Below are 14,052 nucleotides of genomic sequence, written 5' to 3'. Positions count from 1 at the left end.
TCATTAAATCATCTCCTGCGGAGCTGCAATATTAACGACTTCAGAAGGAGATCTATATTCCCACTAAAGTTTCTTTTTTGCTATAGTATGGACCTCCTACTTATAGAAGCGGCCGGCTTCCCTTCTGAACTGTCATTAAACCATCAAAAATTAATATCTTTACTATTTATTCCATCCCCACTTGAAATTTTGCTTTTAACCTTCTCTATGAAATTCACTGTAACAGATTCTACATCTTTAAATTTAACGCCCTTCGCTTTATCTATTAATGTACCATAATCATACTCTTTGTTTATTGCTTGCTTAGAATAATTATAAACATATTGAGTTTTAGGTGTAACTACTACTTTTAAGCATAATACAAAAATAAACAATACTAGTACACCAATCAATTCCCTGGTTAATCTTTTTATATAAAAATTAGGCATTCCACTTTGTTTGTTATTTTCACTATGAAAACTATTTGCGCTTCTATGCCTTTTTGCCAAATTATTATAATAGCTTTGATACTGCGTATTATAATTACCCATTTTATCCCCCTCTAACAATCTTTTACTATTTATATATATTTAATTTCTACCATTTATATTACATATTATAAGAAAAAAGTATATATTATATCATCTTAAACAAAATAAGCACTGCAAACTATGCAGCGCTTACTCGATTATGTTGTTCTATTTACGATTTTTTAAACTTCTCATTAAAACTTCAGCTGTACCTAAATTTGTGGCAAGTGGAACACAATGTACATCACATAATCTAAGAAGTGCTGAAATATCTGGTTCATGAGGTTGAGGGGTTAGTGGATCCCTTAAAAAAATTATCATATCCAATTCTTCTTGTGCAAGCTTTGCACCTATTTGCTGGTCACCGCCAAGTGGTCCTGATAAAAACCTAGTAACATCAAGTCCCACTTGTTCACTTATTAATTTTCCTGTTGTCCCTGTTCCGTATAAATCATGTTTTTCTAAAACATCCTTGTACCTTGTTGCAAAGTCAATCATATCAGCCTTTTTTTTATCATGGGCTACTAGTGCTATTCTCATATCTATTCCCCCTCATGATTTATTGAATATTATCAAAAATTTATTTTTTTCCTTCTCATACCTACATTAAGCACTAATCCTAATGATATAAAAGTTGTTAAAAGTGAGCTCCCACCATAACTCATAAATGGTAGAGTTATTCCTGTAATAGGCATAAGTCCCATTGTCATTCCCATATTTTGCATTATTGAAAATAATAAATTCGAAATAAATCCCACACACAACACAGTGCCAAAAATATCTTTCGATTCTTTTGCAATTTTTACTAACCTGCATATAAGTAGTCCATATAATAATAATAATACTAATGCACCAATAAGTCCCCATTCTTCTGCTAAGACGGCAAAAATAAAATCCGTCTGATTTTCTGGAACAGAGCTAAACTGCACTCCTTTTCCAAACCCTCTTCCTAGTATTCCTCCCGAGCCTATAGCGAGTCTTGCTTGAATAAGCTGATGACCATACCCTTGTGCAAATTGCTCAGGATGCAAGAATGAAGTGAGTCTTCCTTTCCAATAAGTTTTCATAATTGGAGAATTCCATACACCTACAACTATAAGCAATATTGAAGTCATTCCTCCAATTATCACTTTGTAATTTAGTCCAATACAATAAAATATCCCTAGTACTATAAAAAAGCTTACCATAGTCATTCCCATATCCGGTTGAATAATAATTAATAACATTGGCACTGCCACATAAAATGCTAACTCCAACAAATTTTTAGGATCATTAATTCGCCCTTCCATTTCATCTAATTTCTTAGCCAGCATTATTATCATGCCAATCTTAGCAAATTCTGAAGGTTGCAGGGTGCCTATGCCTATATTTATCCAAGATCTTGCACCATTTACAACAGTTCCAAAAACATCACCATATATTAACAATGCAACGCCTGCCCAATATATTATAACGGCATAATTTTCTATTAACATATAATCAAAGACCAAAAGAACATACATCACAGCAATACTTACTATCAACCATATAATTTGCATTTTAACTAACTTAGTTCCATAATTCTTCACTGTAGCACTATAAATATTTATGCATCCAAAAATCACAATAGAAATTGCTACTATAATCACACTATAATCCAATTCTCTTAACAGTTTTTTATTAAGTCTTAGGTTTTGTAAAATTTTCATGGTTTAACCTACCTCCATCTCAAATATGATTATATCATATTAATAAAAAAAAGCTATGCATAAGTTGTTAATTATACAAAGCCTTTGCTAACTTATCTCTTTATTTTTTTAATAGGTATATTTGCAATTAGTGCTGGTGAATTTCCTTCATATTCTTCCGTTGTTGTTAATCTAACCTCAATTTCCCCCGTTTCTATTTCGGCGTATTTTGAAATTACCTTTAGTATGTCGGCCTTAATCATTTCTAGAAAATTAGGTGAAAAGTCCGCTCTATCATGTATTAAAATCAGCTTTAATCTATCACTTGCAATATCCTTTGAAAAAATTTTATTAGAAAACATTTTAAATAAATTCATTAATGCCCTACCCCCTATATCCCTTTAAATATTCTTTTTAGAGAAGCAAAGAATCCTGTCCCACTACATGATGATCCATCTAGTGAAGCATATGATACTTCCTCTCCCATTATTCGCCTTGCTATGTTTTTAAAAGCTAGACCCGCCAAAGACTTTTCATCAAGAACGATTGGTTCCCCTTTGTTTGTTGAAATAGTAACCTTCCTATCATCTGGAACGACGCCTATTAATTTAATGGCCAAACATTCTATAATATCATCTACAGATAACATATCCCCATTTTTTGTCATTTCATAGTTCATTCTGTTTATTATAACCTCATGTCTATCTATACCCTTAGAATCTAATTTTCCTATTACCCTATCTGCATCTCTAACTGAAGTAAGTTCAGGATTAACCACTATAATAGCTCTATCAGCTCCTACTATAGCATTTTCAAAGCCTTGCTCAATACCTGCAGGACAGTCTATAATAACGTAATCAAAGTTTTCTTTTAATTCCTTTACTACTAAAAGCATATCCTTTATATCAATGTCATTCTTGTCTCTTGTTTGAGCTGTTGGTAACAAATATAAATTGTTAAACCTTTTATCTTTTATTAGGGCTTGCTTTAACCTGCATTTTTTTTCAATAACATCTACTAATGTAAATACTACTCTATTCTCAAGTCCCATTAAAACATCTAGGTTTCGAAGTCCTGTATCTCCATCAATAACTACTACTTTTTTGTCCATAGATGCGATAGCTGTTCCAATATTTGCTGTGGTAGTTGTCTTACCTACCCCACCCTTACCCGAAGTTATAACTATAGATTCTCCCATGTGCATTACCTCCATTATATATATTTATTTGCTAAATACGGTTCCACAATGATATTGCCATTTTTAATTTTTGCCACCTCCGGATATAGAGGCTTTACTTCATCCTCAGGGGACCTCGTTACTATGCTTCCTATCTGAAGTATTTGAGGTTGCAACTTAACTGCCGCAATTATAGCTTTTTCATTACCATTAGTACCCGCATGTACAACCCCTCTTAAAGTACCAATAACAATTATATTTCCTGCTGCATATATTTCAGCTCCTGGGTTAACATCACCAACTATAACTACATTACCAGGATAATTTATACTTTGTCCGCTTCTTATAGTTTTCCTCAAAAACTTAGTTTTCCCCTCATAAATTCCAGTAAACACTTTTCCTACGGAATCTTCTTGCTCCTGAAAAATACAATCACTAATTAAAAATTCATCAAATAATATTTCCTTTAATTTTATACTTTCCCTTTCATTTATGTATTTAAGTTCAGTAGTAATTTTCAAAGTGCTACCTTTGTAAAATTTCCTCCCTTGTGATAGCTTATCAATTAAAGACTCTAGCATGTCATCAAAATCACTGAAATGATTCATATTTATAACTACATTTAATCCCTCTTTATTTCCCTTAATGATTATTTTATCTGTAACCATAATTTTAACCTCCTAGTTCTCATCTGGTGTACGTAACTTTTAAATAAATAATCGTTTTGCTCCATAATTGAACTTAAGCTATTATTTCAACATATTAACAGTAAATTCCTGCTTAATTTCAATATAAATATATTTTTTTATTTTTTCACCATGCTTTTACAATTAAATAAACTCTAACAAACAAATTTGTCAGAGTTTATTTAAAGTTCTAATTTATTTATAATTTAGATTTTTTTACTAATCGTGACCATTTCCATTAGTAGTATTATTTAAATCTATATTACTAGTTCCCTTATCTGGATCAACCATAAATTTATATTTAGGATCTTTTTTAAGTAATTCTGCTTTAAAATATTGCTCATAAACTGCTTTAGCAACTGGAGTAACATAACCACCATGACCTCCATCAAAAACCACTGCGCAAACAGCTATTTCAGGTTTGTCATAGGGAGCAAACCCAATATAATATCCGAAGGAAGTCCTTCCGAGAGCTGTTTGAGTAACCTCATTAAAAGTAGCGGAACCTGTCTTCCCTCCATTTTGTATAGGAAAATCTTTAAATACCCCATATGCTGTACCTTGAGGATCACTAGTAACTTCTAACATACCCTCTTTAATTATATTAGTTGTATTCTCACTTATACCAGTTTTTTCTAAAACTACAGGCTTAGTTTGCTTAATTACATTTCCATCCGCATCTAAAGTTTTATCAACCAAATGCAGTTCATATCTATTTCCTCCATTTACCAGGGTAGATACATAATTTGCTAACTGCAGTGGGGTAAAAGAATCAAACCCCTGACCTATAGCTGCATAGTATGCATTAGCTGCAGTATTAATTTCAGTATTACAATCACTTATTTCTGAATTTATAGTTTCAGACATTGCTTTGATATCTTTATCTGTATAATTATTACCTTTTAATGCTGAGGAACCTTCAATGAGCTCCTTTATCATATTTGAATTAATAGAATCTACCTTGTCTTTTTTCATTTTTTCCTTAATTATAGCAAGATACTTACGTTTGTTTTCATTTTCTTTTTTTATTTCATCTATTTCTTTAGTAGTGCCACTTTCAGCTTTTGGTTCAATATCAAGAGGTTTAAATTTTACTCCTCCATTATTTATTCCGCTTTGTAAAAGTTTCACTAGATTACTTATATGAATATTAGCTAATATTTCTTTACTAGATTCATAATTATATACCTGTCCAAAGTTTTCTGGAATCTCTATACCTGTAGCAGGTTTTTTATTACTGTTCGGATCTATTCCAAGACCAAATTTCCATGCATATTTTGCTAGTAAGTCTAATCCAGCTTTGTTTTCACCAGCCTTTTCAAAAAGTTTATCAGCCACATCATAAAAGTAAAAATTACAAGATTCTCTCATTGCCTTTTGAATATTTACCATTCCATGCCCATAACCATGCTCGTTATATATCCAACATGCAGCTGTAACGCTTTCATAACGGTGATTGTATGGTCCATTATCATTTACTTGACTATCCTTGGTTATAACGCCTTCATCTAGCCCAGCAATAGCTGTCACTGGTTTAAATGTGGAACCAGGTGGTATTAGAGATTTAGTTGCATAATTGAAAGTTGCTTTGGGGAAAATATCATTATTATCCTTCCTAATTGTAGTATTCCCTTTTACACTTTTATCTATCGGGAACATATAATCAAGTACTATTTTCTCTCTTTCTTCTTTGGATTTTGACATATCACTATCGGTTAGTACCCCTTTAATATCTGCAAGCCCTCTTTTTTTAATATAATCTAGTCCAATTTTCTCTGTGACTGGGCCTAACAACTCATCATATTGAGCACTAGTTAACCCTTGCCTAAACATATTAGGATCATACCCAGGTCTACTTGCAAGTGCTAATATCTTGCCCGTCTTAACTTCAATTACCACCGCCGCGCCTCTGGTTGCATTTGTTGTATCAACAGCTTGAGATATGTCCTTCCCTTTTTTTTGTAGATGGAGCATCACAGCATCTAAAGATTTCTCTGCAGCATATTGCATATTTTTATCTATATTAAGCTGCACTGTTTGTCCAGGATAAGTTGCAATCTCACCTAAAGTATTAACTTTACGCCCTTGTTTATTAACTGTTATACTTTCTTGTCCTTTAGTTCCCTTTAAAACATCTTCAAAAGCTGATTCAATTCCTGACGTACCTATAGAATCCGTACTTATATCATAACCTTTTTCTTCATACTTAGATGAATCCCAAGGATTTATCTTAGAAATATAACCTAGGAAAGCTGAACCTAGATCCTTATTAGGATAGACTCTAACAGGCTGAGTCATAACACTAATACCAGGAATTTCAGGTTGCATTTGTTCAAAAATAAATGCAACGTCCTTAGATAAATCGTTAGCGATAACTACTGGCTTATATCCAGAAAGGCTCTGAATTTTTATATTGTCCTTAACTACCATATACCGTCTGAGCTCTTCTTTGCTTTTAGAATCCTTGATTTCGTCCAGCTTATAATCCACTATTAGTTGATTATACACTTCTTCTGGCGTAATCTTTAAAAGTTCTTCATCAACTTTTTTAAGTTGATCAGCGGTTAAATCATCTTTCTTTTTACCCTTATAGAGTTTTTTAATAACTGTCTCATCAAACCCTCTATCTTTTTTAAATCTAAGTTCCATCCAATCTTGTGATGTTTTATCTGAGGTTTTAAATTCAAAACTATACTCTACATCTTTTTTATCCTCACTAGTCTTTACTTTAAGTGCAAACTCATCTACCTGAGTTTGCTTGTTATCATCAAGAATTTTAAATACCTTATCAATAGTTGGCAAGAATTTTTCTTCACTCTCTTTTGTTTTAGTAAATGTCACTATATAACTTTGCTTGCTTGTAGCGAGTTTCGCACCATTTCTATCTATTATCTCACCTCTTGGTGCTACTTTAGATATTATCTTATGATTTTGTTGATTTGCTGTTTCCATATACACCCGGCCATTGATTACCTGTATATTCACTAATTTGAAAATAATAACTGAGAAAATCGAAATCATAATTACAATTAAAGCATTAAATCTAGAAAATTTATTGTTATTTTTATTTTTCTTTCTCACTTTTGCACCAACCTTTTAAAAATCATATAAATGTACTGCATCAAAATTTCCACTCTTTCTTCATATATTCTTTTTGTGAAAGTTTATACACGAATCTATACATAAAAATAGAAACTATTAGATTATATATTCCATGATATAATACTACCCCCATATGCGTATATTGCTTTATCAAAAACAATATAGAAAATACTATTAACCCTTTTACTAAACTTAACACAAAAGTTGAAACTATTGGCAAAAATGGTTTTTCAACAAATATATTTTTACCTATGTTTGCAGCTATAGCGCACATAAGCATATTACTTAACATATTGATTCCAAATCCATTTAAGAAATAGATGTCCTGCAGTGCGCCGGTAAAAACTCCAATTATTACTGCGTCTTTTGGCGAACTAACAATCGAATAACACAGTGCAAAAGTAAATATTAAACTTGGATATGTACCGTTTATTTTGAGTAAAGGCATCAACGTATTATCTAATATTAGGAATAGAATACATAACCATACTACTGTTAATATTCTCTTCATACTACAACTCCTAATATATTATTTCACCATCTTTTATATGTTTTGGTACCACAATAAAAACTTCTTCAATTTTTGAAAAGTCAACATATGGCTCGATTATAGCACTTTTCATTACTTCACCTTTATCCTCATGAACACTTAGCACTTTTCCAATTCTAATTTTAGCTGGATATTTGCCAGCGAGACCAGATGTTACTATTATATCGTCTTTTTTTATACTTGAATCTACAGATAGATGCTGTATTTCGGCTAGTAATTTATTGTTTTCATCTTTATATCCTTTAACCATACCATTATTATCTCTTGTCCTTTGAACAAGACCTGCCACTGCAATATTTTCATTAGATAAACATTGAACGGTGGCCCAATCATCAGCAACAGATGTAACCTGACCTACGAGCCCGTCTCCAGTCATGGCTATCATATTTTTTTTTATGCCTTTATTTGTGCCTTTATTTATTATAAAGCCATCTGAAAAACTATTTCCACTTAATCCTCTTATTTCAGCACCTACATAGTTGTATTCATCTCTTTGCGTTGAAAAATTAAGCATTTTTCTTAACCTCTCATTCTCTTTTATTGCAGTATCATATTCTAATGCTTTAACTTGTAACTCGCTATTAGTTTTTAGAAGTTTTTCATTTTGCGCTTTAATATTTGACAAGTTTGTTATAAATTTAAAAGAACCCTTTATTTTATGAAACCCACCATAAAATATACCCTGCACTGAATTTATCGTTACACCCACACCATTCTCCACGAAAGATATTTTTTCTCGATTTGCACTATATCCTATTAAAGATAAAAATGTAACTGACAGTATTATAATAACTACTGCCAGTTTATTTTTTAAAAATCCCATATTTATCTTCTTTTACTCATGACGTCTATATTAACGAGAGCTTTTCCTGCTCCTATGGCAACACAATCAAGTGGATTTTCAGCTATGTGTACAGGCATATGCGTTTCGTGATTTATAAGTGTATCTATTCCTTTTAATAACGCTCCGCCTCCAGTTAACATAATTCCTTTTTCCATAATATCTGACGCAAGCTCTGGTGGGGTTTTTTCAAGGGTTGTTATTATTGCCTCAATTATTGCTTGAACTGGCTCACTAAGTGCTTCTCTTACTTCCTTTTGCGTTACTTCGATCACTTTGGGTAATCCAGTTATCAAATCTCTTCCTGTTATTTCCATACTCATATCATCATCTTCTAGCTCGTATACTGATCCAAGCTCTGTTTTAATATTTTCCGCAGTTCTCTCACCTATCATAAGGCTGTACTGTTTTTTAACAAAGGCTATTATTGATTGATCTAACTTGTCCCCTGCCACTCTTAGCGACTTGCTTGTTACAATTCCACCTAATGAAATTATTGCCACTTCCGTAGTTCCGCCCCCAATATCCACTATCATACTTCCGGTTGGTTCATTTACAGGAAGTCCAGCTCCAATTGCTGCAGCCATCGGTTCTTCCATTAAATATGCTTCTCTTGCACCTGCTCTTTTAGTTGCTTCCTCAATTGCTCTCTTTTCAACCTCAGTTACACCAGACGGAAATCCGACTACAATTCTTGGACTTGTAAGACCTTTTGAACTAATTTTATTTATAAAGTGTCTAAGCATTTTTTCAGTAATCTCAAAATCTGCAATTACTCCATCCTGCATAGGTCTAATGGCAACAATGTTACCGGGTGTTCTACCTATCATCTGTTTAGCTTCTTCACCAACGGCTAATACCTTATTAGTATTTACATTTATAGCTACAACAGAAGGTTCTCTTAGTACAATTCCTTTCCCCTTCAAGTAAATTAATGTATTTGCTGTTCCTAAATCTATTCCCATATCTCGAGTTGTTCCAAATATTCCCATTATAATTTCTCCCTTCGTATCTAAAGTATTCCTTTTTCTTTTAAACTCGTATAAGTTCCATTCCCAATAATTATATGATCAAGCACTTCTATCCCTAGTAATTTACCACATTCTTGAAGTCTTATAGTAATGTTTACATCTTCCTTGCTAGGAGTTGGATCTCCAGACGGATGATTGTGACAAATAACCACGGAAGCACTACATTTTTTAATAGCTTCGTAAAAAACTTCTCTTGGATGAACTATCGAAGTGTTTAAATTACCAATTGAGATATCCTTTATACTTATAATGACATTCTTTGTGTTTAGCATAACTAATTTAAGATATTCTTTTTTTAAATATCTCATTTCCTCCATAAGATATTCTGCAACATCTTTTGGGGAAGTAATTTTGTACTCTTCTCCTGATTTAAAACTTCTAAATCTTTTTGAAATTTCTGTAAGTGCTAAAAGTTGTGTTGCTTTAGCATTTCCAACACCCTTTAAATTCATAAATTCTTCTGCACTTGAACTTAGAAGTCCATTTAGTCCGCCACACTCAGAAATTATTCTATCACAAAGACTTATAATATTTTCATTTTTTGATCCTATTCTAAGTATTATAGCTAATAGCTCATTGTTGGATAAAGTTTCAGCACCGTATCTTAACAATTTTTCCCTTGGCCTTTCATTTTGAGGCAAATCCATGATTTTGCACGTCATACCCATAAACAACTCCTTTATAGATTGACCCCCATCTCCCTTAACATAAAATATAATTTATTTACCGGTAGCCCCACCACACTATAGTAACAGCCCTTTATTTCTTCAACAAATAGAGATGCTGCTCCTTGTATTCCATAAGCTCCAGCCTTATCAAGTGACTCGCCCTTTTCTATGTAATTGTTTATTTCTATTGAAGACAATTTTGAAAATTTTACTTCCGTACAAACATACTCAGTACTAATCTCTTGAGTTTCGGTGTTTATTACTGCAATCCCTGTATATACCTCATGTGTATTATCACTTAAATCACTAATCATTTGAAAAGCTCGCTTGTTATTTTTAGGTTTACCAAGCACTTTGCCTTTGAAATAAACAATAGTATCACACCCTATTATAACAGCTGGTTTTTTAACGCTACTACAAACAGCTACAGCCTTTCCTTTTGCTAAGGCCATAACGTAGTCTCCACAATTCGCAGAAAATAATACGTCACTCTCTTCAAAGTCACTTACTATTACCTTGAAATTGCTAGTTATTTTTTTTAAAAGTTCCACCCTACGCAAAGATGCAGAAGCTAGAATAATATCCACTACATCACTCCTAATATTTTCTATATAATATTATTGCCAAAACAATGCCTATAATAGACATTATATTAATATTAAAATTTATACCGAAAGTTACTGCTAATACTTTAAAATCTATAAGCATAGGAGTATTCATTCCTATGGTGTATGTACTCTTTAAAAATTTGAGTGCGCTTACGTTATCTCCTAATAGTTCACCTATAAAACTTCCAGAAATAGCTCCAATCAGTATAAAAAAAATAAAATACGGATTTCTTCCTTCTGCACTTTTCAAATCGTACCCCCCACTTTACTTATATCCTATACATTTTAACATTTAATAAATTCATACACAAGTGTATAAATTTAATATTCAAAAAAAGTTTATAATTGTAATTTATTAAGTTGCAAAAATATCCACTAGCATTTAGATAAAAAAATACAAATAGATTCAAATAATCTATTTGTATTTTTAATGATTTAATTCCACATCATTCTACTTCTTTAATATTTTCTTTATATATTTATAGATGTAGATATACCCCTCCTCTGTTTTTTCCTTTTTTAATTCCGCTGGCATTGCAGTTAAATATGATTTCATTTCAGTCATGGTACTATAATTTTTACTTTTTTCTTCCGCACCCTTTAAAGAACCTATCCACTTTTTTAATTCTACAGTTTTAATTGATTTAGTATCTTTTTCTGAAAGTTTATTTAATATTTTAAGATCAGCACTTATCATTTCATTGGTTTGTGCACTTGTTGAATCCTTTCCGCTCAATTGAAAATTAATTTTAGTATACATTATTTTTTTTGCATCAAGTTGTTTAATAATATTACCAATCCCATCTTTAGGATAAACACCAACCAAGACTTTATATAATTTATCTTCTTCAAGAATAAATGGTGTACTAAACTCCATTAAACTTTTTTTCAAAATTAAAGCATTTTCCTTCGCGCTAAAAACGCCACATTGTATTGCTACATAATCTTTAATATTAGTTTGAGGAATCTCTTTAGAAACATCTACGCTCTCTTTGTTCACTTTACTATCTTGATTTACTTTACTGTCTTTTACTACATCCGTTTTAGTAGTTTTATCACCTGTACCCGTTTTAACGTTATTATTAGGTATTAGCTTGGACAACATTGTGCCCAAGGCAATGGCTGCTATCAAAGTTAATGTAATTACAATCATAAAATTATTATTTTTCCTAGGCGTCTTATAATTATATCTAGTATATCTCACTTTATCATCCCCTAATTTAATAAATCTTTAAACATCTTTTAAAAAATAACTAGTAACTTGTAGTCTATTTTTTTAGATGCCTTATTTAAAATACTATTATTTTAAAATTGATTTTAGAATAAAAAAAAATATATATATATTAAATTGTTTTTTTTAGAATTATTATATCCTTGTCTTCGCTATTTATCTTAAAAAAATTGCTTGTTACCCTACTTTCTTCAAAGTTATTGCGTTTCCAAAATTCCACCATTGCATTATTATTAGATGAAACAAAAGTATAGAAATCACACATTCCATAATTTTCATGTAAATGCTTTGAAAACTCATTAATAATTATGTTTGATATATCAGCATCATATAGTCTAATTTCTATTAAATAACACATAATCCATACTTCATTTGGATTTTTAAATTCTATTCTACCTTTTATAATACCTATAAGTTCACTACCATGTAACACTTTAAGAAAGTATTCCCCTTCACTCACATAACACTCTAAATATCTTTCATAAAATTCCTTAATATCATAATTTAACCTTGCCTCTATATTAAAATCTTGCTGTTTATTAGTCCAATTTTTAATTTTTAAAATATCCCCTTTTTCTACATTCATAATGCTAACATCATCAAATTTAATATCTATATTAAACATAATTACACCTCTTCAATTTACTCCTCTTTAACATTTTATGCCTCTTTAATAATTAAATTCTACGTTACTTTTAAATCCCCTTCAAAAAAAATTATATTAGCACTTCTATATTTTTATTTTTTTGTCAAATCATTACAAATCAAATAACCCTATAAGTTTTTATAGGGTTCTAGATGAATTTTGTTTTTCTTTATGTTAAATGATTACTATTTTTTATTCATCTCTGTACATAAGTGTTACTCTAACGATTCTTCTAACTATTTCTTTTGCTTCTAAATATGGTATCCCACACCTATTTAACCTCCTAAATATGGCAGGGTTATACCTCTCAATTCTTCTTACAATGGACTCAACATCATTGTATTGGGGATTAGGTCTATCAAATGGGGATCTATCTTGATAATTATCCAATTGTCTTAAATCTTCATCCCCCTGCTCAAAACCTTTCATAGATACATCTCCATACGTCATACCCATTGGATTGGACCCATTCATGAACATGTCTTCATTAAATTGGTTCATTCCCATAATCGAATTAATCCCCATATTTGGATTTACATCCTGCATATCTCCCATTTGCATTCCCATGTTTGGGTTCATACCCACATTTGGGTTCATGCCCATATTCGGCATCATATTCATTTGCCCATATCCATACATCATAGGTTCTAGTGGAACCATTTCATATTCTTCCTTCATGTCTATATCTTCAATATTTCTGTCCTCTAGTTTCATAACCGCCCTCCCTATTTATAACTTAATACATTAACAATTTATGCTAGAGGCCGTGTTTTGATACTAATTTTATGACAATATGCAAAAAAAAATAAAGAGGATGTAATTACACCCTCTTTATAGCGCTCACTTTTTATAGCGCCTCTACTTTAATCCTCTTACAGGCTTTCTCATGTTACTATCACCATTTATAGTAACTGGATTATTTTCTTTATTTTTGAGTGGTTTCTCCTGTTTTTCATTAGAATTATTGTTTTTGTTTTTCATAAATAACACCTCTTTCAGATGTTAGTTTTTCCATATTTCTTAAAAAAATTCACTTTTCATAGGTTTTTATCTTACCAATTAAATCATCACCCGCGGTACTGCAATATTAACAACTTCTGAAGGAAAGTCGTTAAAAAAAAGAGGTATTTCTACCTCTTTTTTAAAGTAATATAATTTTTTGGTGCGACAGACGGGACTTGAACCCGTATGGTCTCCCACACGTCCCTTAAACGTGCGCGTCTGCCATTCCGCCACTATCGCAAATATTGTTTATTTAATATAAAGGATCAAATCTTATAGTCATATGTATTTTAAAACTTGTAACTACAAGATTGATTATATATTATTCTAGTAT

At 31.4% G+C, this 14,052-nt stretch carries 17 protein-coding genes and 1 tRNA gene; all 18 read right to left on the bottom strand.

Going from position 1 to position 14,052, the window contains the following annotated elements; all coding sequences use genetic code 11:
• Positions 1-143: 143 nt before the first annotated feature.
• Positions 144-530: a hypothetical protein gene (locus KTC92_RS00590; RefSeq protein WP_220285968.1), complete on the bottom strand. Its 387-nt coding sequence runs from the start codon at positions 528-530 to the stop codon at positions 144-146.
• A gap of 147 nt (positions 531-677) precedes the next feature.
• A complete protein-coding gene (locus tag KTC92_RS00585) occupies positions 678-1,049 on the bottom strand; it encodes a methylglyoxal synthase (protein ID WP_165412883.1) in 372 nt (123 codons plus the stop codon).
• 32 nt (positions 1,050-1,081) lie between these two features.
• A complete protein-coding gene (gene rodA, locus KTC92_RS00580) occupies positions 1,082-2,191 on the bottom strand; it encodes a rod shape-determining protein RodA (RefSeq protein WP_369811907.1) in 1,110 nt (369 codons plus the stop codon).
• Positions 2,192-2,289: 98 nt separating this feature from the next.
• Positions 2,290-2,553 (bottom strand): cell division topological specificity factor MinE, encoded by a 264-nt coding sequence (minE, locus tag KTC92_RS00575; protein WP_165412881.1) that lies wholly within the window; start codon positions 2,551-2,553, stop codon positions 2,290-2,292.
• A gap of 14 nt (positions 2,554-2,567) precedes the next feature.
• On the bottom strand, positions 2,568-3,374 hold the full coding sequence (minD, locus tag KTC92_RS00570; protein ID WP_165412880.1) for a septum site-determining protein MinD: 807 nt from the start codon (positions 3,372-3,374) through the stop codon (positions 2,568-2,570).
• Between the two features lie 14 nt (positions 3,375-3,388).
• Positions 3,389-4,021, bottom strand: coding sequence for a septum site-determining protein MinC (minC, locus tag KTC92_RS00565; protein WP_216301769.1), 633 nt, complete (start codon positions 4,019-4,021; stop codon positions 3,389-3,391).
• Between the two features lie 237 nt (positions 4,022-4,258).
• On the bottom strand, positions 4,259-7,120 hold the full coding sequence (locus tag KTC92_RS00560; RefSeq protein ID WP_258280649.1) for a penicillin-binding transpeptidase domain-containing protein: 2,862 nt from the start codon (positions 7,118-7,120) through the stop codon (positions 4,259-4,261).
• A gap of 40 nt (positions 7,121-7,160) precedes the next feature.
• Entirely contained in the window at positions 7,161-7,652 is a 492-nt protein-coding gene (mreD, locus tag KTC92_RS00555; RefSeq protein WP_220285969.1) for a rod shape-determining protein MreD, read from the bottom strand.
• Positions 7,653-7,662: 10 nt separating this feature from the next.
• A complete protein-coding gene (gene mreC, locus KTC92_RS00550; protein WP_216301768.1) occupies positions 7,663-8,514 on the bottom strand; it encodes a rod shape-determining protein MreC in 852 nt (283 codons plus the stop codon).
• 2 nt (positions 8,515-8,516) lie between these two features.
• On the bottom strand, positions 8,517-9,524 hold the full coding sequence (locus tag KTC92_RS00545) for a rod shape-determining protein (protein WP_216301767.1): 1,008 nt from the start codon (positions 9,522-9,524) through the stop codon (positions 8,517-8,519).
• A 20-nt stretch (positions 9,525-9,544) separates the two neighbouring features.
• Entirely contained in the window at positions 9,545-10,231 is a 687-nt protein-coding gene (gene radC / locus KTC92_RS00540; protein ID WP_220285970.1) for a DNA repair protein RadC, read from the bottom strand.
• A gap of 11 nt (positions 10,232-10,242) precedes the next feature.
• Positions 10,243-10,818, bottom strand: coding sequence for a Maf-like protein (locus KTC92_RS00535; protein ID WP_220285971.1), 576 nt, complete (start codon positions 10,816-10,818; stop codon positions 10,243-10,245).
• Positions 10,819-10,828: 10 nt separating this feature from the next.
• Positions 10,829-11,089, bottom strand: coding sequence for a DUF4321 domain-containing protein (locus tag KTC92_RS00530; protein WP_165412872.1), 261 nt, complete (start codon positions 11,087-11,089; stop codon positions 10,829-10,831).
• Between the two features lie 201 nt (positions 11,090-11,290).
• Positions 11,291-12,043: an SPOR domain-containing protein gene (locus KTC92_RS00525; protein ID WP_216301765.1), complete on the bottom strand. Its 753-nt coding sequence runs from the start codon at positions 12,041-12,043 to the stop codon at positions 11,291-11,293.
• A 139-nt stretch (positions 12,044-12,182) separates the two neighbouring features.
• Positions 12,183-12,695, bottom strand: a complete 513-nt coding sequence (locus KTC92_RS00520) for a GNAT family N-acetyltransferase (RefSeq protein WP_216301764.1) — start codon at positions 12,693-12,695, stop codon at positions 12,183-12,185.
• A 213-nt stretch (positions 12,696-12,908) separates the two neighbouring features.
• Positions 12,909-13,430: a hypothetical protein gene (locus KTC92_RS00515; protein ID WP_165412869.1), complete on the bottom strand. Its 522-nt coding sequence runs from the start codon at positions 13,428-13,430 to the stop codon at positions 12,909-12,911.
• Positions 13,431-13,574: 144 nt separating this feature from the next.
• Positions 13,575-13,697: a hypothetical protein gene (locus tag KTC92_RS00510; protein WP_258280648.1), complete on the bottom strand. Its 123-nt coding sequence runs from the start codon at positions 13,695-13,697 to the stop codon at positions 13,575-13,577.
• 179 nt (positions 13,698-13,876) lie between these two features.
• A tRNA-Leu gene (locus tag KTC92_RS00505) sits at positions 13,877-13,958 on the bottom strand.
• Positions 13,959-14,052 lie beyond the last annotated feature (94 nt).

Origin of the sequence: Clostridium sp. CM027 (genome assembly GCF_024730565.1) — a bacterium.
In the GTDB taxonomy this organism is placed as follows: domain Bacteria; phylum Bacillota; class Clostridia; order Clostridiales; family Clostridiaceae; genus Clostridium_AD; species Clostridium_AD estertheticum_B.
Note: the sequence above shows the minus strand (reverse complement) of the source record. Positions and strands in the feature narration are given on the sequence as shown.

Excerpts from the sequence above, each read along its gene's own strand:
- KTC92_RS00590 (WP_220285968.1), bottom strand. The coding sequence starts at position 530 with ATGGGTAATTATAATACGCAGTATCAAAGCTATTATAATAATTTGGCA.
- KTC92_RS00585 (WP_165412883.1), bottom strand. The coding sequence starts at position 1,049 with ATGAGAATAGCACTAGTAGCCCATGATAAAAAAAAGGCTGATATGATT.
- minE (WP_165412881.1), bottom strand. The coding sequence starts at position 2,553 with ATGAATTTATTTAAAATGTTTTCTAATAAAATTTTTTCAAAGGATATT.
- minD (WP_165412880.1), bottom strand. The coding sequence starts at position 3,374 with ATGGGAGAATCTATAGTTATAACTTCGGGTAAGGGTGGGGTAGGTAAG.
- minC (WP_216301769.1), bottom strand. The coding sequence starts at position 4,021 with ATGGTTACAGATAAAATAATCATTAAGGGAAATAAAGAGGGATTAAAT.
- mreD (WP_220285969.1), bottom strand. The coding sequence starts at position 7,652 with ATGAAGAGAATATTAACAGTAGTATGGTTATGTATTCTATTCCTAATA.
- mreC (WP_216301768.1), bottom strand. The coding sequence starts at position 8,514 with ATGGGATTTTTAAAAAATAAACTGGCAGTAGTTATTATAATACTGTCA.
- KTC92_RS00545 (WP_216301767.1), bottom strand. The coding sequence starts at position 9,524 with ATGGGAATATTTGGAACAACTCGAGATATGGGAATAGATTTAGGAACA.
- radC (WP_220285970.1), bottom strand. The coding sequence starts at position 10,231 with ATGGGTATGACGTGCAAAATCATGGATTTGCCTCAAAATGAAAGGCCA.
- KTC92_RS00520 (WP_216301764.1), bottom strand. The coding sequence starts at position 12,695 with ATGTTTAATATAGATATTAAATTTGATGATGTTAGCATTATGAATGTA.
- KTC92_RS00515 (WP_165412869.1), bottom strand. The coding sequence starts at position 13,430 with ATGAAACTAGAGGACAGAAATATTGAAGATATAGACATGAAGGAAGAA.
- KTC92_RS00510 (WP_258280648.1), bottom strand. The coding sequence starts at position 13,697 with ATGAAAAACAAAAACAATAATTCTAATGAAAAACAGGAGAAACCACTC.